This window comes from Pyrinomonas methylaliphatogenes, assembly GCF_000820845.2.
GTDB classification, from domain to species: domain Bacteria; phylum Acidobacteriota; class Blastocatellia; order Pyrinomonadales; family Pyrinomonadaceae; genus Pyrinomonas; species Pyrinomonas methylaliphatogenes.
Genome location: NZ_CBXV010000002.1, coordinates 40,019 through 64,543 on the forward strand (window position 1 = coordinate 40,019; position 24,525 = coordinate 64,543).

Below are 24,525 nucleotides of genomic sequence, written 5' to 3' on the forward strand. Positions count from 1 at the left end.
TCGCCAAAGCCCGAGGCTCGTCACCAACGAAGCCCCACGCGCCCTTCCCCCATAAGCCTTTCAGACCTACTCACCGCACCAGAACAACAACTCGATTCGCCCTCTCTGCAAAACTTGGCCGCCCATAAAACCAATCACCACACCCACCTGATTCACCCGCCCGCCCGGCTCTCCGCCAGCTTGAACCAGCAATGCGGCCACTCAACTCGATCGCAACTGCCATAAACCCGATACCCTTCACCTATCGCTTCAGCGACGAGCGAAGCGACCACCCGACAAACCTCCGGATGCTGACTGACTACCGCAGCAAACGGACAGATGCGACTATCGATGACCCAACCATCGGCTTCTGCGCGAAGCTCCGCCACACCACCTAAAAGTTCGATCATCTCTAACACGCGCCGCGCCCTTTCCTCAATAGACGCCCCCTCGGATGGGCTGTCCTCTCTGGTCCACCGCGCCGCCAAGGAGCGCCCGACCTCGCTTAAAGCTTCGCCTAACGCCTCGGCAGAGATCCGCCCCTTCAATTTTGAAAGCAGTTCGTTAAGCAGCTCATCATAGGCCTTCGGGAATAACCGTTCGGCCTCCGGCGTCAATTCGTAAGCGTAGTGCGGCTTGCGCCGCCCGCGCCGAATCCCGCTCTGCCTGACAAGCCCATCTCGCTCGAGCGCGAGCAGGTGCGCCCGCACCGCGTTGTCCGTCAACTCGAGCCTTTCGGCCAGTTCGGTGACAGTCGCACGCTGCCTCCGCAGAAGGAGCACGATCCGACCGCGCGTGCTGCAGAAGAAACGCTGATCGAAAGCGCCCATAACGGAACTAAGTATACCCGTTTCGGCGGCGAGTAAAAAGTCAAAAAATCTCTTGACTTATTTGCCGAAAAGGTTTATCCCTAAGAGCGTCGGGAGGCCATCATGGGTGAAGGTTCAGTCTCTGCCATAGCGCGCGTCGCAGAAGCGCGTCTTCCCACAGAATTTGGCGAGTTTCGTCTCATCGGTTATCATTCGCCCAGTTCTAATGAAGAGTTCGTGGCGCTCGTGCGCGGCGTGCCCGCTGCCGAACGTCCGGCCCTTGTACGCATCCATTCGCAATGTTTGACGGGCGATGCGCTCGGCTCTTTGCGGTGCGATTGTGGGCGTCAGTTGCGCGAAGCTTTGCGCATGATCGCTGCGGAAGATTACGGCGCGATCGTCTATCAGATGCAAGAGGGCCGCGGCGTCGGCATCTTGAACAAGATCCGCGCCTATGCGTTGCAGGACGCGGGGGCCAACACGGTCGAAGCGAACAAGCTTCTGGGCTTGCCTGTTGACGGGCGGCGCTATGACGAATGCGCTGAAGTCCTGCTCGATCTAGGTTTCAAGCGCGTGCGCGTTATGTCGAACAATCCGGCGAAGATTCGCGCGCTACGGCGCGCCGGGTTGGAGGTCGTCGAGCGCGTTCCGCTCCCGATAGAACCACACGAATCCTTCTCCAATTACTTACGAACCAAACGGGCCTTGATGGGCCACCTGATCACGAAGGAGACTTATGAGCAAACGCGAAGCGACGGTTGCCCGTGCCGATGAATTGCGCAACGGAGAGATGCGCCAAGTGGAAGTTGATGGCGTTGAGGTCCTGCTTGCGCGCGTCGGCGATCGGTTCTACGCAGTGGGCGCGCATTGCACACACTACGGCGCGCCTCTTGCCGAAGGTGTGTTGTGCGGCGAGCGCATTATTTGCCCGTGGCACCATGCCTGCTTCAATGCGACCACCGGGGAGATGGAAGAACCACCAGCGCTCGATGCGCTTCCTCGTTACGACGTGCGCGTCGAGGCGGGCCACGTCATCGTCTCGCTGTCTGAAGATGCCGGAGACAGGCGAGTGGCGCGGATGAGCCGCCGCGCGCCGAACGATGCGCGCCTGTTCGTCATCTTGGGCGGCGGGGCGGCAGGTTACATGGCGGCGCAGACCTTGCGCGAAGATGGTTTCACAGGCCGCATCCTGCTCATCTCAGACGACGGCCATCTGCCCTATGACCGGCCCAACCTGAGCAAAGACTATTTGGCTGGCAATCTTGGTGCCGATGCCCTGCCGCTGCGCTCTGAAGAGTTCTTCCGCGAGCATGAGATCGAAATCGAACTGAACCGGAAGGTCGCGCGCGTCGAAGCGGCGAACAAGATCATCAGGTTCAGCGATGGGGCGTCGCTTCGCTATGACGCGCTGCTTGTCGCCACCGGGGGCAAACCGCGCACGCTCCCAGTGCCCGGCGCGGATCTCGGAAACGTCTTCACGCTCCGCAGCCGCGATGATGCTGAACGGATCGTCGCCTCGCTCGGCACCGCGCGGCGCGCCGCCGTCATCGGCGCCAGCTTCATCGGCATGGAGACGGCTTCGAGCCTCGCCGCGCGCGGCCTCTCCGTAACCGTGGTCGCTCCGGAATCCGTCCCATTCGAGCATACGCTTGGCGCAGAGATCGGCGCACTCTTTCAGAAGCTACACGAAGAGAACGGCGTTCGGTTCAAACTCGGAGCGAAGCTTGCGCGTTTCGAAGGGCAGCGCCGCGTCGAGGCAGTCATCCTTGAAAGCGGTGAACGGATCGAAGCCGATCTCGTCATCGTCGGAGCGGGCGTCAAACCGGCGACGGAATTTCTCGAAGGCGTCGAGAAGACGAAAGATGGCCGCGTCGTGGTAGACGATCGGCTTCGCGCCGCCGAAGATCTTTATGCCGCGGGCGACATCGCAAGCTTCCCCGACGCGCGCACTGGCGAACGCGTACACATCGAGCATTGGCGCACGGCGATGCAGCAAGGTCGCGTCGCCGCGCACAACATGGCCGGACGCGAAGCGATCTACGCGAGCGTGCCGTTCTTCTGGACGCAACAGTTCGATCTGGTGCTCACCTACGTCGGCCATGCGACGAAGTGGGACGAGGTGATCGTGCAGGGCAGCATAGAAGGGCGCGATTTTCTCGCTTTTTACGTGCGCGATGGGCGAGCCTTGGCCGTCGCGGGCGTGAATCGCGATCGCGAAATGGCCGCCATCGAAGAGCTGATGAGGCTCGGGCGTATGCCATCCGCCGAAGAGCTTCGCGGCGGGCAGGTGGATCTTCTGGCGAGATTGAAGTGAGACGGGCAGCACGTCAGTCAACTCGCGCGCTTTGAACGATGAGTGAAAGGGGCAAGACCTCCTCGGGTATCAGTTGGCCACCAAGGCGCGGAATTCTCACCCAGAAAGGTGAGTGAAAGGCGCATCGCTCCTCTGCCTTGCTCATGAGAGAAGGCGCGGGATTCTCACCCGGAAAGATGAGTGAAAGAGGCGAAGTCACTTCGGACACCCCGCGAGTTTCCGTCATCGTACCGACGCGCAACCGCCCGCAGTTGCTTCGTGAAGCGCTGCAGAGTCTGGTCAAACAACGCGGCGTGCGTTTTGAAGTGATCGTCGTCAACGACGCTGGCGAGGACGTGCAGAGCGTGATCGATGAATTTACGGGCGCGCTCGACATCACGTACATTCAATTGGCACGCAATCAAGGACTCCCTGCCGCGCGCAATCGCGGCGTTGAACGCGCTCGCGGCTCATACATCGCCTATTTGGACGACGACGATCTTCTTCTCCCTTCGCATCTGGCGAGGCTGGCTGCGCGGCTCGACGCTCGAAGCGATGTCGGGTTGGTTTACGCAGATGCTCTTCTTTTGCGCCAGAAGTTCGCGGAAGAAGGTCTTCACACAGTGGCCCATCGCATCTTGGCGCATGATTTCGACATCGAGATCATGCGGCACGACAGTTTCATCGCGCCTTCGGCGATGATGCACCGGCGCGAATGCTTCGATGCGGTCGGCGGATTTGATGAGGCGATGCGCTGGTGCTATGAGGATTGGGACTTCCTGCTGCGCGTGGCGAACCGATATCGCATAGAGCGGGTCGCCGGCGCGACCGCCGTGATCCGCTTGCGCAACGACAACATGTCGCGCGTCGTCAGGCCGGAACGCGCTCGCGCCGCCCGTCTGCTTCAGCAAAGATACGGCGCAGGCGAGATTGAGCCTAAAACCTTCTGGGAAGTAGCCGATACGCTCGAAGCGATGAAATCAAATAGGTAGTGAAGAGACCTTGTAAAGTGGGCGAAAGCTTGGTTCGGGCGAATAAGATGAAGAAACTCAGCGCCAACCATCTAGAGCCCACATTCGACCGGATCACACGATAAGAAAAGCCCTCGAAGACGGCGCGGCCCGCCAACGCGCTCGACATCACCTGCTCCCAACCTAAAGTTTCAGCCTTCGGCGGCTCATCCCACGCGCGCCTTGTGACTAAAGCGAGCGTCGAATGACCACGCCCCCGCGCCGACGATGAACAGGAAGATCAGCCCGAGCAACATCGAGTAATCGGTGCGCGCTTCGTGGGCCATCTGCCAGAAGCCAGAGCGAAGCAGAATCGGCACTTTCGTCGTCGCGATCGCCACCAGTATGATGGCGATGAGCGGGATGACGGCAAGCCGTGTAAGCAGACCGAGAATGACGAGCGTCCCGCAGACGATTTCGAACGCGCCGACTACGGGCGCCATCACTTCCGGCGCGGGGATACCGATCTTGGCGAAACGACCTGCCCCGACATCATCTGGCCGGATGAACTTCTGTATCCCTTCGGACAAGAAAACCAAGCCAACCATCAGGCGTATGAGCACTGTTGCCGCCGGAGCTTGCGTCTCGATCAGCCTCTTGAGCCTCACAACCCATCCCCCTTCGCCACGGAGGGGATCTTACGTCGAACTAGCTGCAATTTCGTGCCGATCATCCTAGCAAGCAAAGGAAGCTAGATCAACTTCAGGCGATCGCCGATCCGTTGAAGCTTCCCTTCGTCGGCTCTTGCCCGCTCGGGAATGCCCGACCGGGTTGCAATCGTCGATTCGCTGGCGCTCCTCTCCGCCGTCACAAAGACCGACTTCAGACCGCTGCTGATCAGCCATCCGCCTCGACTTTGCCTGGGATCTTATCCGAAAAAAATGGATCTCCATCCAAATTTTCGTAGATCGCACGCGGCTTCCGTCGCGCGATTTAGCTGGATTTGCCGTTTTTACGGCAACTTCGGTGCTCAGAACCGAGTGGAATGATATTTGCTTCTTTATTCTGTGAGCCTGTCAACCACTTCCAGCGAGTTTTCGAGTTTTTAAATAGCGTCTTGCCCATCGGTGCTCTTCCAGTCGTTCGCGACAACCTAAGGAGGGAGATCCGAAGATGAGACAACTCGACTTTCGACTAGCGCCAGCGATCGTTGCGCTCTTTCTAATCCTGATCGGCAGCCAAACTGGGATGGCGCAAACGACGACCGGCGAGATCCGTGGGACGGTGACCGATGTGAATGGGAGCGCCGTCGCTGGAGCGAGCGTCATTGCAAGAAACCAGGGGACCAACGTCGAAAACCGAACCACAACGACCGGTGAGGGCGTCTATGCTATCCCGAATTTGATCCCCGGAAGATACAGCATCATCGTTGAATCGCCGGGGTTCAAGCGTTCGATCACCACGGATGTGAGCGTCAACCTAGGTCAGATCACGACTGTGGACGTCGTCTTGCAACCCGGCGGGGTTCAGGAATCAGTGACGGTGACGGCGGGAGCCGAGGTGCTCCTTCAAAGAGACCAATCGCAACTGTCGACCACCATCGAATCGCGCCGGATGGCGGAACTGCCCGTTAACGTTGCCGGAGCAGGGCTTGACGTGGTCGCTCTGTCAGTTCCCGGAGTTTTCCCTGGTTTTGGCAACGTCAATAGCAACGGGATCACCCTTTCGGTAAACGGGCAACGCGCCCGTTCAAATAACTTCACCATCGATGGGATGGACAATAACGATCTTTCGATCGGCGGCCCCTCGTTCTTCATCGACAATGCCGATCTGGTCGGCGAACTCCAGATCATCACCAACAATTTTTCGGCCCAATACGGACGCAACCAAGGGGCGATCGTCAACTACGTCACCAAGAGCGGGACGAACGAATTTCACGGCAGCGCCTTCGTCTTTCGGCGCGACCGGGCGGTCCTCGATAGCTTGAACAACATCGAACGGCGCAGCGGCCAGCTCAATCCGCCCCGTCTCAAATACACGGTTTTAGGCGGAACGTTAGGTGGGCCGATCATCCGTGACCGCGCCTTCTTTTTCGTCAGTTTCCAGAAGATCCTCTCGCAAGCTTTTTCGCAGCTACGCACCACCAGCTTAGCCATCCTGCCACAGGAGTTTCCGCGCCTGTTACAAGCTTTTCCGAACAATCCGGCGATCCAAGCTTATGTCAACTACAGCGCGTTTGCGCTCACCCGACTAGGCGAAGTTAGGCCTCGTTCTGATCGCCCGATTGAGACGGTGGTGCTAGGCGGCCAGAGTTTCCAAGCCGCTGCTGTTGAAAGACTCTTCTCATCCCCTTACGAGGAGAATCTGCCGACGATCCGCGGAGACGTGAATTTGACGAACAAAGATAAGATCTCCGCGCGTTACCTCTTCCAAAAAGGGACGGGCATCAACGCGCTCGGCACGGTAGGCGGTTTCTTCGGCGACCAGCCTGCTCAAAGCAAGAACTTCGGCGCGAGCTACATTCGGCAGGTTTCTAACACCTCCTTCAATGAGTTCCGTTTCGCCTATCAATCCCTCTTCGTCAAGTTCGGCGGCGGGTGCGACGAAAGCCTTCTGGAGTGCATCCCGGACCCGTCGAACATCGGCAAAGCTTTCACCAACATCACCTTCACCGGGATTCGCGGCACGACCACAGGACAAAGCCTTCTTGCCGTTGGGCCAGCGACCAACTTGCCGCAAGGGCGCATCGTGACCACATATCAGTTCGCCGACAACTTCTCGTTCACCTTCGGGCGCCATTCGCTGATGGCCGGCGTCGATATACGCCACTTGACCAACACCGTTCCTTTCCTTCCCAACATCAATGGCGCCTTCTCCTTCAACACGGCGGACCGGCTCATCGCCAACAATCCCGCCCAAGTCGTGGTAGCCGTCGGGCCTGACACGATCAGCTACAAAGAGAACGATTACTACTTCTTCTTCCAGGACGACTGGAAGGTGCGTGACAACTTAACGTTGAATCTCGGCATACGTTATGAGTTGCCGGACCAGCCGATCAACACGCTCCACGACTTGACGGTCGCGCGCGAAAGCGATCCGAACCAAGCCATCTGGCGGCAGAGCCTGCCGTTGACTGTGCGCACCATCCCGTTCATACCGCGCGATAAGAACAATTGGGCGCCGCGTTTTGGTTTCGCTTGGACGCCACGCTTTGGAAGCGGCCTCCTGCATAAGTTGGTCGGAGAGGAGGCGACCGTCATCCGCGGCGGATACGGCATAGCTTACGATCCGAGCTTCTACAACATCATGCTCAACATTTCGACCGCTTCGCCCGTGGTCTTTCTGCAAACGATCACCAACCCGGCAGGATCGCCGATCTTTCCGCTCCCATCGGCCAATCCGACGGGCGACGTCGTGCGCAACTTCGCACAGTCGCGCGGTTTGGTTCAGAGGAACACTTTCGATCCACGCTTCTTCACGCAGACGATCGTCGCCTCGAACTTCCATTCACCTTACTCGCAGCAGTTCTCGCTCGGGATTCAGCGTCAGATCGACCGCAACAACGCCTTCGAGATTCGCTACGTCGGCACGCGCGGAGTCGGGCTCTTCCAAACCGTCAACCGCAATCCGGACATCAGCCGTCTCTATAACGGTTTCAGCGTCACCATAGGCAACACGACTTTCAACTTCCCCGCCTTCCGACAGTTCATCCCACAGGGGATCACGCCGCTCACTTGCACGGACAACCCGAATACGCCAGATAACGAGGGCGTCTGTAACGGTCGCATCCTCCAACAAGGATTGCTCCGCTCGCGCGAGAACACAGCCCAATCAACTTACCACTCGCTGCAAACCTACTACAATGGGCGCCTGTTCAATCAACTGAACCTCACGGTGAGTTACACCTGGAGCAAGGCGTTGGATAACGCGAGCGAGATCTTCGCCTTCGGTGAACAGGCGACTTCGCAAAATCCTTTCGATCTCAATAAGCTTGAGAAGAGCATCTCTGGTTTCGATCGCCGGCATGCGCTCTCGCTCTCTTACATCTGGGAACTTCCTTTCTTCAGAGAGCAGCGTGGGTTCATCGGTCAAACCCTGGGCGGCTGGCAGATCAGTGGCACCTACTTCCTTGGCAGCGGGCGCCCCTTCACAGCTTCACAACAGCTTAACTCCCTGCTCGGAACGCGAAGCTACGTCGATAACACGTTCAACCTCACTTTCTTCGGCAATTGGGACAACGTGCGGCCATTCACGGGGAACCCCAAAGCCGATCCCCGCTCCGCAGCGATCACGGACATCGATGCGGCGTTGCGCGGATTGACGAACGGTTACGTCCCGAGTCCGACCGGCTTCTACTCGCTCAATGCCTTCAACCAAGGCCGGGGCGCCGTTCCGGTCAGCATCAACGATGTGCGCTTTATCATCAACGGTCCCGGCGCGGCGATGCGCTTCGGCACCCCGTTTGGTACCGAGCCGCGGAATTCGCTCCGCGGACCGATCCTGAATCAACTGAACCTTTCGATCTTCAAGACCTTCGCCATCCCGGAGAACATCAAACTTCAGCTCAGGCTGGAGATGTTCAACGCCCTCAACCATCCAAATCCGGGCGCGGGAACGGCTAGCGGAGATTCTATACCGCCGGGCAATGGCCTGTTCGTTGATTTCGCCGGCTCGACCTTCAATGAAAGAGGCGAGTTCACTTATGCCCGTCGCATAATTCAATTGGGCATGCGCCTTATCTTCTGATCGCAATTCCCAGCCAAGCAGCGAGAGGAAGGGGAAAGGACTCCTCCTCCTCTCGCCCCCCTCAAATTGCGAGGAACTAGGCGGCCCCTCACGGCGTATTGCTCTTTCCGCGATTTGAGACCTCGAACGGAAAGGAGCAACATTTCAGGTGAGAATCGTCCGTGCTGTAATTACCGTTCTTCTCTTGTCGCTCACAGCCAACGCGCAGCGATCTGTCCAGCAGAGCGTGGTTCAGATGCTCACGGAAATGGCTGAAAATTACCGGCAAAAGGTCGATGATCGAACTTCGATGAAGGTTCAGATCAACATCCAGCCGACTGCGGAGATCTGGTACGTGATCGTCGAACCTAACCGGAAGGTGACCGTCAGTCAGGACTCGAATGGACCAGCGCAATTCATCTTCACGACCACTGAATCTACGCTGCGCAAAATCTACCGCGGCGAGATGACCGCCCTCACAGCCGCCGCACAAGCGAAGAGTTCCGATCCAACGCCGCTCAAACTCGAATTCGGTCCGGGCGTCGCGTTCGATCACGCGACTCGGATCAAGTTGTTCGACTTCCTCCAGCATTTCTTCAACAGGACATCCCCGGAGAAAGTCCTGTTTGGCGAAAGGCATTCGAGGGTCGTCCACGGCGCTCACGCCGTCCCGCTGTACTACCATCCCGGCCTCAGAAGCGCTTGGTACATGATCAAGAAGGGCGAGCGGCTCAACGGCCCCGGCGACGTCAATCCGTTTCCCCAAGCTTTCATCTTCATTTCGGGAGAAGGGTTCGCAAGGATCGGGGGGAAGACGATCAAGGTCAAGGGAGGCGAGGCGTATTACATCCCGCCCAACTCAGAGCACTATGTGTGGAACAGCAAGAAGAGACCGTTGGTGTTAATCTTTCTCGCTTGGGGAGACGGCGCGTGATGGTCCCAGCGCAAACACGGTCTTAAAGAGTTGCGGCCAGCTGAAACCCAATCGGATGTCTCTGCCGAAGCGCCTTACCTTGATCTCCTCAGCTACCGATCGTCGGCGATTTCACTAAAACGAGCGAGGAGCGGGATGAGAACTTATCCCGCTCCTTCACCGGAAGGATTTTAAAATCGAATTCGCCGGAAACTTCGGTAAGCCATCACCGCCGCGAAGCGCTTGGCGATTTCGGCCCTAACGAACGCCAAGCAGTATCTCCATCGTCAGTTGATCGAGCCGTTCGTATTTCAATCCCTTGCTTGCGAGCGCCGCGCGATCGAACTGGCGCGCGAGCAGAGCTGACGCTGTCTCTTTGGAGAATTTGCCGAACGCTTCTCCGTCGGTTTCCTTGATTTCAGCGAGCAGAGCTTGAATCTCCGGATCGGCGTTCCACCTTTCGGCCTTCTCCTTCAAGATCAAGTAGGTGCGCATGCAGCCGCGCGCGAAGTCCTTGACGCCCTCGTAATCCTCCGTGCGGTAGGCGTGCGCGTCAAAGTGGCGTGGTCCAGCATAGCCGACATCTTCAAGGAATTTGACGAGCCAGAAGGCCGCCTTCGGGTTGGCCGAACCGAACCGGAAGTCTTGGTCATAGCGACCGGGCAATTGATCGTTCAGATCTATGTGGAAGAGTTTGCCCGCCTCCCACGCCTGAGCGACCGCGTGCATGAAGTTCAAACCAGCCATCGTCTCGTGTGCGACCTCGGGATTGACGCCGACCATCTCCGGATGATCGAGCGTTTCGATGAAGGCGAGATAGGCCCCGGTCGTCGGGAAGTAGATGTCGGCGCGCGGCTCATTCGGCTTCGCTTCGAGCGCGAACTTATAATCGTATCCCTGATCCAAGGAGTATTCGCACAGGAAATTGACCGCGTCGCGCAAACGTTTGATCGCCTCATCGGGACGCCGACAACCGTCGGTCTCCGTCCCTTCGCGCCCGCCCCACAGGACGAAGATCTTCGCGCCCAACTCCGCGCCGAGATCCATCGCGCGCATCGTCTTCTGCAGCGCATAGGCACGCACGCGCGCGTCGTTCGACGTAAAGGCGCCATCGCGGAAGACCGGATCGAAGAAGAGGTTGACCGTCGCCATCGGCACGACGATGCCGTGATCCTCGCACGCTTGCCGGAACTCGCGCACGATGCGGTCGCGCTCCTGCGGCGTCGCATCGATCGGCACAAGGTCGTTGTCGTGGAAGTTGACGCCCCACGCGCCGACTTCGGCGAGCAGGCGAACGATCTCGACCGGCGAAAGCGTGGGGCGCACCTCTGCCCCGAAGGGATCGCGCCCACGATTGCCGACGGTCCATAGACCGAAACTGAAGCGATGCTCAGGACGCGGCGTGTATTTATCCGTCATAAGCCTTAACCTCACAATCTTTCATTAGGATTTTAGTGCCCCTAGATCCTGTGAAGACGCGAGATTAATCTTCGGTCACAAGCATAGTCAAGCGCAATGCGCACCACATCAGCCAACAGGTCAGCCGAAACGCCGAACTCACCTTCGGTCACAAGCATAGTCAGACGCGATGCGCACTATCACAGAGCCAAGGCGCTGACTTATCCTCCCAACCAAAGCACTTTTTATGCCATCCTAAAGGATTATTCTGCTAGAATACGTCCGCTTCGGAAGTCGTCCGACTCGCCGTGAGGAGATGATGAGGCTTGCCCGCTCGCTAGCTGTTATCGCCATCGTCTGCCTCCTGTTCGCTGGAGCGCACGGACAGGGATGGAAGCTCGTTTGGGAAGATGAGTTCAACGGTCGCCGCAACGCTCCGCCCGACGCGAAGAACTGGACCGCCGAGGTCGGCGGTCACGGTTGGGGGAACAAAGAGCTCGAGTACTACCTCGCTGGACCAGAAACGGCCTATCTCGACGGAGAAGGACATCTCGTCATCAAGGCCGATAAGAGACGATTGCCGCCGCAGTTCAAATGCTGGTATGGACCATGCGAATACGTTTCGGCGCGCTTGACGACAAAGAACAGGTACGCTGCGCTCTACGGCCGCATCGAAGCGCGCATCAAGCTGCCTCGGGGGCAAGGCATCTGGCCCGCTTTCTGGATGCTCGGCGCGGACATAGATCGCGTCGGCTGGCCCGCTTGCGGCGAGATCGACATCATGGAGAACATCGGGCGCGAGCCCTCCACGGTGCATGGGACGATTCATGGGCCGGGATATTCAGGCGCGAAGGGGATCGGCGCGCCTTATAGCTTGCCCGGCGGACGGCGTTTCGCCGATGATTTTCACGTATTCGCGATCGAGTGGGAGCCGAACGCCATTCGTTGGTACGTGGACGATGTTCTCTATGAGACGCGCACGCCCGCCGATCTTCCGCCCGGCGCGCGTTGGGTCTACGATCATCCTTTCTTCATTATCCTGAACGTCGCCATAGGTGGCAGTTGGCCCGGCGCGCCTGACGAATCGACGCAGTTTCCGCAAACGATGCTGGTCGATTACGTGCGCGTCTATAAGCATTGATCCGATTTTCCGAAGTCGAAATCCCGCATCTTCGAGGGCAAAGAGAGATGGGAGAAAAGCTCTTTCTCGGCATAGACGTTGGGACCGGCGGCACACGCGCCGTCGCCATAGACGAAACGGGTCGCGTCGTCGCCGCCGCGACCGCAGAACACGAGCCTTTCGCCTCGCCACAGACGGGTTGGGCTGAACAGCATCCGGAAGACTGGTGGCGTGCCACACAGCAGGCCGTGCGCGCTGTGCTCGCGAAAGGCGTGAGCGCCGACAGGATCGCCAGCGTCGGTTTCTCGGGCCAGATGCACGGCTCCGTCCTCCTTGACGAACGCGGCGAAGTGATCCGTCCGGCGCTCATCTGGTGCGATCAGCGGACCGATGCGCAATGTCGAGCGATCACGCAAAGAATAGGCGCCGAACGGCTGATCGAACTCGTCTGCAATCCGGCTCTGACGGGCTTCACGCTTCCCAAACTGCTCTGGGTGCGTGAGGTGGAACCGGACCAGTGGCGGCGCGTGCGCTCCATCTTACTGCCGAAAGATTTTGTCCGTTTCAGATTGACGGGCGAACGTGCCAGCGATGTCGCCGATTCATCCGGAACGCTCCTCTTCGACGTGAAGAACCGGCGCTGGTCCAGCGAGATGCTCGCCGCTTTTGAGATCCCCGAAACGCTGCTGCCGCGCGTCTTCGAATCGCCCGAAGTGACCGGCCAGATCTCGGCGGCGGGCGCGGCGGCGACGGGCTTGCGCGAGGGGACGCCGGTCGTCGCCGGAGCGGGCGATCAAGCCGCAGGCGCCGTCGGCATCGGCATAGTCGAAGCGGGCACGGTGAGCGCGACGATCGGAACCTCGGGCGTCGTCTTTGCGGCAACCGACCGGCCCGCGCTCGATCCTAAAGGGCGCGTGCACACCTTCTGCCACGCGATTCCCGGACGCTGGCATGTGATGGGCGTAACACAGGGCGCCGGTTTGAGTCTGCGCTGGTTCCGCGACCGTTTCGGTGCCGGACCAGATGACGGGCGCGATCCATACGAACGATTGACCGAAGAAGCGGCGCAAGCTCCGCCCGGAGCCGATGGCGTCCTCTGGGCGCCATATCTGATGGGCGAACGCACGCCGCACTTGGACCCGCACGCGCGCGCGGCGCTCGTCGGCCTCGCCGCCAATCACACGCGCGCGCATATCATCCGCGCGATCCTCGAAGGTGTGGCCTTCTCTTTGCGCGACACGTTCGAGATCTTCCGCGAGATGCGCGTGCCGGTCGAACGGGTCAGACTGGGCGGCGGCGGCGCGCGCTCTCAACTGTGGCGTCAGATTCAGGCCGACATTTACGGTTACGAGGTCGAAACGGTGGAAGCGGAAGAGGGAGCAGCCTATGGCGCAGCGATTTTGGCCGGCGTCGGCGTCGGCGCTTGGCCTTCGGTCGATGCCGCCTGCAAGGCCGTGGTGCGCGTCGCGTCGCGCACTTCGCCGGATGAGCAAACGGCCCAAGTGATGGATCGGCAATATGCCGCCTTCCGCGCCCTCTATCCGGCGCTGCGCTCGGTCGTAAGCCTTCTCACCGGAAAGCAAAAGGATTAAACTAACTGCGAACGGGCGGATGGGTCGCGTTGCAGCTTTTCGCCAGAGCCACCGGGATTCGCGGCCCGTTCCACCACTCCAACTTCCGAAATCTGGAGGTTCCAAGATCCGCCATGAGAAGACCGCTCATCGCTCTCCTTTTCGTCGCACTCTTCGCCCCCTCGCTTCCGCACTTCGCGCAAGAGCCGCAGAAGGCTGCGCCGCAGGATCAGGAGGAGGAACGGATCGTCACGACCACCGCTGAGGTCGCGCTCGACATCGTCGTCAAGGACAAGAAGGGGCGCCCGGTGAAAGATCTCTCTGCGTCCGACTTCGAGATCTACGAAGACGGCGTGCGCCAAGAGGTGAAATCGTTTCGCATCGTCACGCGCTCGGCTGATGAGAGCGGTGAGATGACCGCGCGAGGAGAGAGACCTTCGGCGCCATCGGCGCGCCCATCGCCGTTGGGGCTTGGACCAGCGGGGCTGAGCGCCGTGGCGATCGTCTTCGATCGTCTTTCGCCGGATGCGCGCATTCGCGCAAGCAAAGCGGCGCTCAGCTATCTTGGCAATCAGAGAGAGACGAGCGATTACATCGGCGTCTTCGCCATCGATCAAACGCTTCACGTGCTTCAACCGTTTACGCGCGACGCGCAACTAGCCCGCCAAGCGATCAACGCGATCACCGAGCGGAGCACCTCGACCTACGCTTCGAGCGCTTCGCAGATGAGGAGTTTGCTTCAGCAACAAACTTCGCTCGAAGCGAACGCCGAAGCGAGTATCTCCGCCGCCACCAGCAACGCCGGACCGGGCGGCAGCACGAGCGCTAATAGCGTCAACGGCGCGAGCCTAGCCGAGCAGATGATGACGGCGATGATGATCCGCATCCTCGATACCTTCGAGCGACTCGAACGCGATCAGCAAGGGTTCGCGACGACGAACGCGCTGCTTTCGGTCGTCAACGCGCTCGGACGCATAACGGGCCGCAAAGCGATCCTCTTCTTCTCCGAAGGCGTCGCCATCCCGCCGAACGTATTGGCCGAATTCCGCTCCGTCATCAGCAACGCCAACCGCGCCAACGTCAGCATCTACACGGTCGATGCGGCGGGTTTGCGGGCCGAAAGCACAACGGCGGAGACGCAGCGCGAGATCCAATCTCTAGGTCTGCGCAGAATCAATCAAGTCTCGACCGGGCGCGAAGACACATCGGGAAGACCGATGACCCTCTTGCTGGAACGCAACGAAGATGTGCTCCGTCTCGACCCGCACAGCGGGCTCGGCGAACTTGCCGAAGCGACTGGCGGGTTACTTATCGGCAACACCAACGATCTTAACACGCGCCTGCGCCAGATAGATCAAGACCTGCACACCTACTACGTCCTGACTTACACGCCGAAGAATCAGAACTACGATGGGCGCTTCCGCCAAATCACCGTGAAGCTGAATCGCCCCGGGTTGGAAGTCCAGACGCGCAAGGGCTACTACGCGATCAATGCGGCGATCGCTTCGCCGGTGCTCGCTTATGAGGCGCCGGCGCTCGCCGCCTTGAGCGGCATGCACCGCACGAACGCTTTTCCGCTTCACGTCGGCGGTTTCAGCTTCCCCGAACCCGATCATCCGGGTCTGGTCTCGGTCCTCGTCGAGGTTCCCAATAACGCCATCACCTACGCCTCTGACCTAGAGAAGAAGATCTACCGGACCGATTTCGTGATCGTCGCGCTCATCAAGGATGAGTCGTTGCGCGTCGTGCGCAAGCTCAGCAATCAGTACGTGCTCACCGGGCCACTCGACAAACTCGAAGAGGCCAAGCGCGGCGAGATACTCTTCTACCGCGAAGCCGAACTGCCGCCAGGCCGTTACACCATCAGCGTCGCCGCTTACGATGCGTTGACGGGTCGCGCGAGCGTCGAGAGCAGAGATGTCGAAGTTCCCAGCGCTGGGCCCAACCAACTTCGTTTGAGCAGCCTCGCCATCCTCAAGCGCGCCGAACGATTGAGCGCGGAAGAGCAGAAGCGCGCCAATCCGTTCCATTTCGGCGAAGTGCTCGTCTATCCGAACCTCGGCGAACCGCTCTCGAAAGCGACAACTAAACAGCTCGCCTTCTTCGTGACCGCCTATGCGCCGCAGGGCACGCGCGCGACGCCGAAACTGATCCTGGAGATCCTGCAACGAGGTCGTGCGCTCGGTCGGACCGCGATCGATCTTCCCGCGCCCGATGCGGCGGGTCGCATTCAATACGCGAGCGCTTTGCCGATCGAAAAGCTCCAAGCCGGAGAGTATGAGCTGAGGGTGACGGTTACGGATGGCGCGACGAAGGCGACGCGCGCCGAAAGTTTCATAGTTCAATGAACGGGAACAAGCGCCACGCGCGCGCCTTATCATTTTCAGTTAAGGGGGCACCGCGCCCGAAGCGCAGGTCGATCAGGCATCAATTCGGGTATGGTTCGCCGGGCCGCGCGATGCGGATACGATGATCGGTGAATTTCAAATGCGCGCCCGGCAGATCCACTTTCGGCATGTGACACGTCACGCAATTTCGATCGCTGATGGGGCACGCTTTCGCCGTTCGATCTTTGGCCAACGCCACCTTCCTCGCAGCGGGGCCGAGTTCAACCTTCGTTTGATGACAGGCCAAGCATTTGGCATCGTAATAGGCGACATCTTCTCTCAGATGTTCGTGCGGATTGTGACAAGCGACGCAACTAAGGCGCGGGTCCGTCGGGTCATGACCGCGACTGGTGAAGAGCCTGTAAGGTTGGAAACGGACGTTGTTGATTCCGCCTTGCTGCGGCATGTTCAGAACTTGCTCGACGCTGCGATGGCATGATCCGCAGAACTCCTGCGACAACTCGTCCGGACTCATCTTGCCGGGATTGAAGATGCGCGTCTCTTCGCGCCCGGCCTCCATGGCGGCGATGTGATCGCGCCCCGGGCCGTGACAAGCCTCGCAACTGACGCCCGGGATCATCTGCTCGAGTTGCAAGCGCTTGCCGAAAGAGGAGGCCGTCGCATGACAACCGAAGCAACTGAGCGTTTCATCCAGACTGATAGCCCGCCCCAAAGCCTCTTCCAGGGAGGAAGGCACCGTGCGCGGGTAGCCGATGGTGAAATCCAAGCCGTCGAGCGCGCGATAGTAGCTGACGCGGCTTTCGTAGAAAGCCCCTTTGTACTCGAGGACGTAAGTCTGCCCGGCCTTACCCTGTCCGAACGAGTAGAGGATGGGCACAGCGATGCTCCTCTTTCCGTCGCTTACGGAATAGATGCTACGATCTCCGTCGCGGATGATCTCATACGAATACGGGCCAACGCGGAAGGTCAAACGGGCATGGGATTTCAAGATGAGACTATCGGCAGCGGTCTGTAGCGCGCGCGCCATCGCAGCATCGTGATAGGACTTGAATTCCCGCACGTGGCACTCGGCGCACGCTTCGCCGCCAACGTATCCGGCTTCCTTGAAAGGCTTGTTGGAGCGCCACGGGAGCGTCGTCGCCGGAGGCGGCCCTTGCATCGCTGGCCCCTGACCGCGCGATAACAGCCCTTGGCCGAACCACAAGATGGCCCCCAGAGTGAAGATCGACGCGACGCCTAATTGGATCTTACCAGTAGCCAACATGTCACTGCGCTCTAGATCTTCCTCCGCGACGAAGATTGCCGACGATAAGGATTACTGCGATCTTTCCGGCGCTTTCTCTGGCTCCTCCTGTATGGCATCGGCCCGCTTCAATCCCCTGTTTTCGGCCTCTTCGACCGCCTTGTTCAATTTCAAGAACATCTCGCGCGCCTGCTCAGCATCCGCCCTTCTATTGGCTCGCGCGTAGGCTCGCGCCAGCGCGAAATAGATCTTCGGTTCCTGCGGAGCAAGCGTGCGCGCTGTCTCCAGAGATTCGATGGCGCGCGCCGTTTGTCCCAGATCGAACAGCAGACGCCCAAGGATGTAATGGGCCAGCGGATCGCGCGGATTGAGTCTGACGGCCTCTTCGGCGAAAGGGATTCCCTCGGCCGGTTCCCTGTTCTTGAGTTTAATATAAGCGATCTGCAAGCGAGCGAGCCCATTCTGCGGCGAGTTCTCTATCTCGCGCTTGAAAGCGGCAAGCGCTTTATCATCGTCGCGGCGTGAAACCAGATAGCGACCATAGGCATATTGCACGTTCGGCGTCTTCGCGTACTCGGCTGCGATCCTTTCGTACTCGCGCTGCGCATCGGTGAAGTTCTTCTGCGCCGCCTGCAGCTCAGCCCAACCGAGGCGGCGGATCAACTCTCGGTCGCGCGAAGTAGGATCTAGTTGCGAGGGCAAAATGGGGATGCGCAGCAAGGCGAGCCCCAAAGCCATGATCAATTCTTCCGTGTTGAGGCCCTGATTGGCCAAGACATCGAGCCGTTGCAAAGCGGTCTCGAAATCGCCCTTCAGGAGAAAGAGCAAAGCCTCGTGATATTTCAAGACGCGCAGCAACTCTTCATTCTGGACCAATCCCAATTCGCGCCCGCGCTGAATGTGCGCGAAAGCCGCATCGTACTGTCTCAGTTGAAATTCGCACAGCCCGAGCATCGCCCACGCGATGCCAGCCTGAGGATGCAGCGCCGCGGCGCGTTCGAAGGCACGCGCCGCTTCCGCATAACGATCACGATCGTAGAGCAGAGTGGCCAGATACCACCAACCTTCGTCCCAACGCGGGCGCAAACGTACCGCCTTCTGATAAAACTCGATCGCCTCATCGATCCGCCCAGCTTCGCGCGCCTCCGCCGCTTGCGCAGCGAGCCGGGCGAACTCCTGCGAAGAGGCTCCCGCCCCTTGCCGCGCGCTCCGCCGCTTTTGCCCGGCAACATCCTGGACAGCGAGCAAACAGCAAAGCAGAACGGCGAGGCAACTAACCCCCGTCGCCCGGACCAACACGCACGATACCGGACAGCTACGCCCTGCCATTCGTCATCCGCCCTCGAACGACCTATAACCCAACCTACGCCTCACGCTACTTGCTATATTTCGCGATCCCCTGCCCTTCAACTACCTTGATGTAGGTGTTGATGGGTAAATCCGTGAATTTTTCGACTCTGCCGCTCGGCCAGCGTATCTCGAGGCTATCGACTTTGGTCGCCTTGCCGAGGCCGAGGACCTCGCGCGGATCGTGCGAAGCCAAGTAACTGCCGCCATTCGTCTTCAAACGGCTGTGTTTCGCCCCGCCCGCTTGCCACGTGATGATCGCGCCGATCCCCATCACGTTGCTCTTCGTCCCGACCAGTTGCAACCCGAGCCAGTTGTTCTTGCTTTCGCCGCGGTTGTGCAAAAGCAACGGCGCCTCCCCATTGTTGACGATGAGCACGTCCAGATAACCGTCGTTGTCGTAATCGCCGACCGATAGCCCGCGCGCCGGATAATCGCGCTTGAAGGCCTCGCCCGACTGCGCGCTGACGTTCTTGAATATCCCACCGACGTTCTCGAACATCAACAACGGCTCTCTGTATTTTACAACCGGAGTCAGCAACTCCACCATGTCATCTGGGTGTCCATTGGCCAAGATCAGATCTATGTCGCCATCGTTATCGTAATCGAAGAACTTCAATCCCCATCCGCTCAAAAGGCGCACCGCTTGCGAAATCTCGCCCGGCTCGTCGGTGAACGTCAGATCCTTTTGATTGTGGTAGAGGCTGAAAAGCTCTTGATCTATGTTGGCGACGAACAGATCCTGCCAACCATCCTCATCGTAATCAGCGGCGTCAACGCCCATCCCGGAACGCGGCGTACCCGCCTCGCTGTAAGCGACGCCCGCCGCTAAACCGATCTCTTCGAACTTGCCGTTGCCCTTGTTCAAGAACAAGAAGTTCGCCACCGTGTCGTTGGCGACGAATAGATCCATCCACCCATCGTTGTTGATGTCGGTGGCGACGACGCCGAAGGATTTGCCGAGCGCGCTAGCGATCCCCGATTCGCGGCTCACATCCGTAAAGGTCCCATCGCCGTTGTTATGGAAAAGGTGGCTGGGGCGCGGTTTGAAGACGCGCGGGATGCAGTAGTAGCGGCGCCCCAAGCGGTTGTCGCCACAGCTTAATTCCTTCGTGTAATAGACGAAGCTCGAGACGAAAAGATCGAGCTTCCCGTCATTGTCGTAATCGAACCAGACAGCGCAGGTGGACCATCCCGGAGCGGCGACGCCTGCTTTGTCGGTGACGTCCGTGAAAGTCCCATCGCCGTTGTTGTGATAGAGCGTGTTGCGCCCGTAAGCGGTGACATACAGGTCCATCCAGCCATCGCCATCGTAATCGCCCGCGGCAGCGCCCATGCCGAAGTATTTGCCGCCCGCCACGCCCGCTTTGTCCGTCACATCCGTGAACGTGCCATCATGGTTGTTGTGATAGAGCGCGTTCTTGAGCGGCTTTGTCGGTGTGAAGAAGTCCGCCGGCCCGCTGTTGACGAGAAAGATGTCCATCCAACCGTCGTTATCGTAATCGAAGAAGATGCCGCCGCCGCCGACCGTTTCGGGCAGGTAGCGTTCGGGCGAACGGGCATTGTCATGCACCCACGTGATCCCGCTCTTTTGCGGCGGCACCTCTTCGAAGGTGACGCGCGCCGTCGCCTCTGCGCGCCCATTCGTTTGGTTGTTCTGCCAACCGAACGATGTGACGCCGATCAAAGCGATCTGTAAAAGAAATGCTAGAGCTCGCAACATCAGAAATCACCCTCTCAAGTCGCGCAGAGAATCCGCTTAACTAACGAGCCTCGAAGCCCTTGATTGACCAGCGAACCTTGCCTTTGAAGGGATCAACATGCAACATGAAGCCATTGGCGCTCGGCTCCAATTCTACCCTCTTCACATCTTCGCCGGGAAGAGTGACCAACCCCGCGACACCTTTCCCATCGCTGCTGAAGGCGCGAAGCTCGATCGCGCTCCAATCGATCTCCATCGTGCTCTGGGCGACTTTGGCATGCGGGATCGCCGCGTGATCTTTGACGAGCAGCACGATGGGGATCGGCCCTGCCGCGATGCGGTGCCACTGTCCGCCGCGATAGACTTTGCCCGTTTGATAGTCGATCCACGTCCCGGGCGGCAGATACACTTGCCGCGCGTCGCTCTCCTCAAAGAGCGGCGCGACCAGAAGATCCGAACCGAACATGTATTCGTCCTCGATCAACCACGAAGTCGGATCGTCCGGGTATTCGAAGAAGAGCGTGCGCAGCATGGGGAATCCATGTGCCGAAGAGTCTTTCGCCTGCGCATAGATGTACGGCATGAGCGCGTATTTGAGTTCGACGGTGCGGCGAAAATCTTCGACAAACGCTTCGTCATAAGCCCAAGGCTCGCGCGGCGGCGCGCCATGCGCGCGCGTGTGCGACGAAAGGACGCCGAAAGCCAGCCATCGCCGGTAGAGTTCGCGCGGGGCGCGTTCGACGAACCCGCCGACATCGTGGCTCCAGTAGGTGAACCCGCACAATCCCAACGATAGACCGGCGCGCAATGTCGCGGCCATCGCCGAATAGGTGTTTTCGGCATCGCCGCCCCAATGCACAGGATAGCGTTGGCTTCCGGCCCAAGCGCTTCTGGCCCAGATGATCGCTTCGCCCGTGATCTGCCGTGTCAGTTCGGCGACCGCCTTGTTGTAACGCAAAGGATAGAGGTTGTGCTCGTAAAACCCGGTGCGGCCCGAGGCATAGAGGCCACGCAGCGGCGCTTCCTCGCCGAAATCGACCTTGATCGCGCCGACGCCCATCTTTAATAGATCGGCGATCAAGCTCTGATACCAACGCACCGCCTCCGGATTGCTGAAATCTATCACCGCATCCTCCGCGGGCAATCGCCCGTTTTCGCTCCTGACCGCGTAACCCTTCGCCACCGCTTCGCGATAAAGGTCGTTCTTGCTCGTAAAATACGGGTATTGCCAGAGACTGATGTGAAACCCTTGTCGTTTGAGATCGGCGATCATCTTCATTGGATCGCGAAAGCGCGTCTTCGAAAAGCGGTAATCGCTTCGCCAGTCGGTCTCGAACCACCCCGTGTCGAGGTGTATGACATCGCTCGGGATGCGATACTGGCGCAGCTTCGCCGCCACATCGCGCACCTCATCCTCGGACTTGTACGTGATCCGGCTCATCCAAAAGCCGAACGACCAAAGCGGCGGAACCGGGCTGCGCCCCGTCAACGCCGTGTATTCCGTGAGGATCTCTTTCGGATCGCCGAGGAAGATGAACAGATCGAGAAACTCATCGCCAACATACAGGGTCGCGCGCTGATCGAACGATTGGCCGAAGTCGAATGTGACAGGCGTGCTCGTATGGACGAAGATGCCGTAACCACGACTGCTCAGGAAGAAAGGGATGGGCTTGTACATGAGTTGCGATTGCGCGCCCATCGCGTCGCGCGTGTAGAGCACGATCTTCTGCCCGCGTTTGTTCAGCCGCGTGAAGGATTCGCCGCAACCGAAGATCTTCTCGTCGGGCGCAAGCTCGAAACTGGCGGCGACGCTGTGTGTAAGATCGCGCGCGCGCCGGACGAACGAAAACGGCGTCGGAGTCGAAAAGGTCGCTGGATCGTTGAGCCCTTGCGTGCGCGTCAGAAGGCGACCGTTTCGGTCATAGAACTCTATTCGCCAAGGATCCTTGATGAGCCGCACACGCCCATATGGACTCGTATAGGTCACGCCTTGCGCCGTCTGCTCGATCTTCCACGAGCCGTCGTGCGGCGGAACGGAGACGAGCATCAACGACGGTTCATCTTTGATCTCGACGGCGCGCGTCGCAAAACGCAACCTTATGGTGCGCGGACTGACGAAAGTGATGGCGAACGGAAGGGCCGGATCTTGGTCATATTCGGTTGCGGGAAACTCGTTCGACCGAACCCGCACAAATGGCAGGTCTATCTTATTGAACGACATGCTCGGCTGTCGCATGTATCTGGTCCATTCGAGCGTGCCCCTCCCCGTCGCCGGATCAAAACCGATGACGCGATCCGCGATGAAATAGACGTTCTCCAACTTGCGGAAGTCTTCGCTTATATCGACCACATCGCCGAGCACTTGAGCCATCGAACGATCACGAAGCATCAATAGCAAAAGAGAGATGAGGATCGCGCGCGCGATCTTCAAGCGACGAACAGTCATTGCGCTAGACCTATTTTCCTCCTCGGATAAAGATCGAGTGAACGTTCAAAGCCAGTCCACGAATTCAAGCGCGCCCAGAAGAGTTGACCCAATCAGAAGCGATCGGATGCCGGCCCCTTCCCTTTTTCGGCAGCCTTCGTCTGAGGCGCGACTTGCTCGGGCGTCGGTTGGTTCCTCTGCTGCTCCGCGTTGAGCTGTTCGATGATCGCGCGCTCCCGTTCAGCATCCGCCGTGCGTTTGAGCCGGTAATACAAGCGCGCGAGCATGACATGCGCCGCGGTGAACTTCGGCATCTTCTCCACCACGCGCTCCAGCAACCTGACGGCCTCTTCGATCTCGCCTTTAGCCTGCGCCAGTTGGGCCATTTGATAGAGGACGCTGCCGTCATCCGGGCGCAACGCCAAAGCCTTCTGCAGATAGGTCGCCGCCTCATCCAGCCGCCCATCCTCGCGGTATAACCAGCCGAGACGCGCATTCGCATTGAAGTCGCGCGGATTCACCTCGAGCTCGGCGAGATATTCCTTGATCGCTTGTTCGCGATTGCCGGAGAAAAGGTACGCATTGCCGAGTTGCGAATGCAGGGTCGGCAGGCGCGGATTGAGCTTCTTTGCTTCGGAAAGTTCGGCGATGGCTTGCGGGAACTCTTTGGCGGCAAGGTGCAACGCGCCGATGATCAGATGCGCTTCAGCCGAATCCAATTGCCGGAAGACCTTGTCAACCAAGACGGCAGCCGGCTCGAGCTGGTTGGCGCTCAAATAGGCGTGAGCGAGCGCATATGCCGCGCCGAGATTATCTGGCTGCGCGCGATAGACCGCCTCCAATTCGCGGATCGCATCCGGCAGTTTATCGAGCTGGTACAAGCACAAACCGAGAAGCAATCGCGCTTGGTAGTTGTTCGGCTGCACGGCCACCACTTGCGCCAATTCTTGGCGAGCGAGATCGAACTGCTCCGTCTGAAAGTACGCGATCCCGAGGTTCAAACGGACGGCGTGCTGCGTCGGCGCAACCGTCAAAGCCTCCTTGTAAAGCTTGATCGCTTGATCGTAACGCCCAAGCCGCGCATAGACGACGCCAAGATTGGATAACGCTTCGACGCGCCGCGGCGCGAGTCGTAAGGCGTTCTCATAAGCGGCCCGCGCGCCCTCCAGATCGCCCTTCTGCTGCAATTCGACTCCGCGCGCGATGTCGTTTTCAACCTGCCGCGCGATCTCGCCTCCCTGCTGAGGGGCGACGATCGCGATCGAGATGAGCAAAAAGGCTGCGATCATCCGCGCTCTTCGGGCGGCCCCGACGGGCCGCAGAAGTCCTTAAAGAATGCGAAGCGGAGACTTTCTTCGATAATCGAGCAAAGTATAACACCGAAAACCTGCCGCGCCAAAGCTCGTCGTCAACTCCGCGCATCTGGTGATCGAAGCTCACGTTCGGCGACTGCGCGCGCGTCAACTCCACGCATCTGTGGATCGAAGGCATCGCGCCTTGAGACTCGCGTTATGACCGAAGTCAACTCCACGTATCTGTGGATCGAAGGGATAGCCGCGATCCGGGCATCGATCCGGTGGCGTCAACTCCACGTATCTGAGGATCGAAGGCAATTGGCGACGCGGATAAGATCACGGATGACGTCAACTCCACGTATCTGAGGATCGAAGGGTTCGCTATCAAATCGGCCATGGGCGAAGTT

The 24,525-nt window shown here is 59.2% G+C and carries 15 protein-coding genes and 1 pseudogene; 8 read left to right on the forward strand and 8 right to left on the reverse strand.

What is annotated here, in order from left to right:
* Positions 1 to 152: 152 nt before the first annotated feature.
* Positions 153 to 809 carry a helix-turn-helix transcriptional regulator gene (locus tag PYK22_RS16215; RefSeq protein ID WP_060635223.1) on the reverse strand — a complete coding sequence of 219 codons (657 nt, stop codon included), beginning with the start codon at positions 807 to 809 and terminating at the stop codon, positions 153 to 155.
* A gap of 102 nt (positions 810 to 911) precedes the next feature.
* Here PYK22_RS16215 and ribA point away from each other — a divergent pair, with 102 nt between their 5' ends.
* The 3 genes from ribA to PYK22_RS01845 all read left to right on the forward strand — a co-directional run bounded on the left by ribA (position 912) and on the right by PYK22_RS01845 (position 4,073).
* Positions 912 to 1,562 (forward strand): GTP cyclohydrolase II, encoded by a 651-nt coding sequence (gene ribA / locus PYK22_RS01835; RefSeq protein WP_041973811.1) that lies wholly within the window; start codon positions 912 to 914, stop codon positions 1,560 to 1,562.
* Positions 1,525 to 3,102, forward strand: a complete 1,578-nt coding sequence (locus PYK22_RS01840; protein WP_041973813.1) for an FAD-dependent oxidoreductase — start codon at positions 1,525 to 1,527, stop codon at positions 3,100 to 3,102. The genes ribA and PYK22_RS01840 overlap by 38 nt, the downstream gene beginning before the upstream one ends.
* Before the next feature lie 176 nt (positions 3,103 to 3,278).
* On the forward strand, positions 3,279 to 4,073 hold the full coding sequence (locus PYK22_RS01845) for a glycosyltransferase family 2 protein (protein ID WP_157770618.1): 795 nt from the start codon (positions 3,279 to 3,281) through the stop codon (positions 4,071 to 4,073).
* A gap of 185 nt (positions 4,074 to 4,258) precedes the next feature.
* Here PYK22_RS01845 and PYK22_RS01850 read toward each other — a convergent pair whose 3' ends face one another.
* Positions 4,259 to 4,699, reverse strand: a complete 441-nt coding sequence (locus PYK22_RS01850; RefSeq protein ID WP_041973815.1) for a DoxX family protein — start codon at positions 4,697 to 4,699, stop codon at positions 4,259 to 4,261.
* Positions 4,700 to 5,204: 505 nt separating this feature from the next.
* Here PYK22_RS01850 and PYK22_RS01855 point away from each other — a divergent pair.
* Positions 5,205 to 8,777, forward strand: coding sequence for a TonB-dependent receptor (locus PYK22_RS01855; RefSeq protein WP_041973818.1), 3,573 nt, complete (start codon positions 5,205 to 5,207; stop codon positions 8,775 to 8,777).
* 235 nt (positions 8,778 to 9,012) lie between these two features.
* Entirely contained in the window at positions 9,013 to 9,690 is a 678-nt protein-coding gene (locus tag PYK22_RS01860) for a cupin domain-containing protein (RefSeq protein WP_157770619.1), read from the forward strand.
* A 237-nt stretch (positions 9,691 to 9,927) separates the two neighbouring features.
* On the opposite strand, the gene xylA is transcribed toward PYK22_RS01860, so the two are convergent.
* A complete protein-coding gene (gene xylA / locus PYK22_RS01865) occupies positions 9,928 to 11,088 on the reverse strand; it encodes a xylose isomerase (protein WP_041973822.1) in 1,161 nt (386 codons plus the stop codon).
* 298 nt (positions 11,089 to 11,386) lie between these two features.
* On the opposite strand from xylA, the pseudogene PYK22_RS01870 reads away from it, so the two are divergent.
* The 3 genes and pseudogenes from PYK22_RS01870 to PYK22_RS01880 all read left to right on the forward strand — a co-directional run.
* A pseudogene (locus PYK22_RS01870) lies at positions 11,387 to 12,196 on the forward strand (glycoside hydrolase family 16 protein); the annotation flags it as partial.
* A 59-nt stretch (positions 12,197 to 12,255) separates the two neighbouring features.
* Positions 12,256 to 13,779, forward strand: a complete 1,524-nt coding sequence (xylB, locus tag PYK22_RS01875; RefSeq protein WP_041973823.1) for a xylulokinase — start codon at positions 12,256 to 12,258, stop codon at positions 13,777 to 13,779.
* Positions 13,780 to 13,892: 113 nt separating this feature from the next.
* Entirely contained in the window at positions 13,893 to 16,106 is a 2,214-nt protein-coding gene (locus PYK22_RS01880) for a VWA domain-containing protein (protein ID WP_041973826.1), read from the forward strand.
* 79 nt (positions 16,107 to 16,185) lie between these two features.
* Here PYK22_RS01880 and PYK22_RS01885 read toward each other — a convergent pair whose 3' ends face one another.
* The 5 genes from PYK22_RS01885 to PYK22_RS01905 all read right to left on the reverse strand — a co-directional run bounded on the left by PYK22_RS01885 (position 16,186) and on the right by PYK22_RS01905 (position 24,112).
* Positions 16,186 to 17,370 (reverse strand): multiheme c-type cytochrome, encoded by a 1,185-nt coding sequence (locus tag PYK22_RS01885; protein ID WP_060635225.1) that lies wholly within the window; start codon positions 17,368 to 17,370, stop codon positions 16,186 to 16,188.
* A 51-nt stretch (positions 17,371 to 17,421) separates the two neighbouring features.
* Entirely contained in the window at positions 17,422 to 18,678 is a 1,257-nt protein-coding gene (locus tag PYK22_RS01890) for a tetratricopeptide repeat protein (RefSeq protein ID WP_083437523.1), read from the reverse strand.
* Between the two features lie 46 nt (positions 18,679 to 18,724).
* Positions 18,725 to 20,419 (reverse strand): CRTAC1 family protein, encoded by a 1,695-nt coding sequence (locus tag PYK22_RS01895; protein WP_060635226.1) that lies wholly within the window; start codon positions 20,417 to 20,419, stop codon positions 18,725 to 18,727.
* A gap of 40 nt (positions 20,420 to 20,459) precedes the next feature.
* Positions 20,460 to 22,844: a TIM-barrel domain-containing protein gene (locus PYK22_RS01900; RefSeq protein WP_041973831.1), complete on the reverse strand. Its 2,385-nt coding sequence runs from the start codon at positions 22,842 to 22,844 to the stop codon at positions 20,460 to 20,462.
* 92 nt (positions 22,845 to 22,936) lie between these two features.
* Positions 22,937 to 24,112, reverse strand: a complete 1,176-nt coding sequence (locus tag PYK22_RS01905; protein WP_041973833.1) for a tetratricopeptide repeat protein — start codon at positions 24,110 to 24,112, stop codon at positions 22,937 to 22,939.
* Positions 24,113 to 24,525: the final 413 nt, after the last annotated feature.

What these genes read in the sequence shown, in the direction of transcription:
- PYK22_RS01900 (WP_041973831.1), bottom strand. Translation starts at nt 22,844, where the DNA reads ATGACTGTTCGTCGCTTGAAGATCGCGCGCGCGATCCTCATCTCTCTT.
- PYK22_RS01890 (WP_083437523.1), bottom strand. Translation starts at nt 18,678, where the DNA reads ATGGCAGGGCGTAGCTGTCCGGTATCGTGCGTGTTGGTCCGGGCGACG.
- PYK22_RS01885 (WP_060635225.1), bottom strand. Translation starts at nt 17,370, where the DNA reads ATGTTGGCTACTGGTAAGATCCAATTAGGCGTCGCGTCGATCTTCACT.
- PYK22_RS01895 (WP_060635226.1), bottom strand. Translation starts at nt 20,419, where the DNA reads ATGTTGCGAGCTCTAGCATTTCTTTTACAGATCGCTTTGATCGGCGTC.
- PYK22_RS01880 (WP_041973826.1), top strand. Translation starts at nt 13,893, where the DNA reads ATGAGAAGACCGCTCATCGCTCTCCTTTTCGTCGCACTCTTCGCCCCC.
- ribA (WP_041973811.1), top strand. Translation starts at nt 912, where the DNA reads ATGGGTGAAGGTTCAGTCTCTGCCATAGCGCGCGTCGCAGAAGCGCGT.
- PYK22_RS01840 (WP_041973813.1), top strand. Translation starts at nt 1,525, where the DNA reads ATGAGCAAACGCGAAGCGACGGTTGCCCGTGCCGATGAATTGCGCAAC.
- xylA (WP_041973822.1), bottom strand. Translation starts at nt 11,088, where the DNA reads ATGACGGATAAATACACGCCGCGTCCTGAGCATCGCTTCAGTTTCGGT.
- PYK22_RS01860 (WP_157770619.1), top strand. Translation starts at nt 9,013, where the DNA reads ATGCTCACGGAAATGGCTGAAAATTACCGGCAAAAGGTCGATGATCGA.
- xylB (WP_041973823.1), top strand. Translation starts at nt 12,256, where the DNA reads ATGGGAGAAAAGCTCTTTCTCGGCATAGACGTTGGGACCGGCGGCACA.
- PYK22_RS16215 (WP_060635223.1), bottom strand. Translation starts at nt 809, where the DNA reads ATGGGCGCTTTCGATCAGCGTTTCTTCTGCAGCACGCGCGGTCGGATC.
- PYK22_RS01855 (WP_041973818.1), top strand. Translation starts at nt 5,205, where the DNA reads ATGAGACAACTCGACTTTCGACTAGCGCCAGCGATCGTTGCGCTCTTT.
- PYK22_RS01905 (WP_041973833.1), bottom strand. Translation starts at nt 24,112, where the DNA reads ATGATCGCAGCCTTTTTGCTCATCTCGATCGCGATCGTCGCCCCTCAG.
- PYK22_RS01845 (WP_157770618.1), top strand. Translation starts at nt 3,279, where the DNA reads ATGAGTGAAAGAGGCGAAGTCACTTCGGACACCCCGCGAGTTTCCGTC.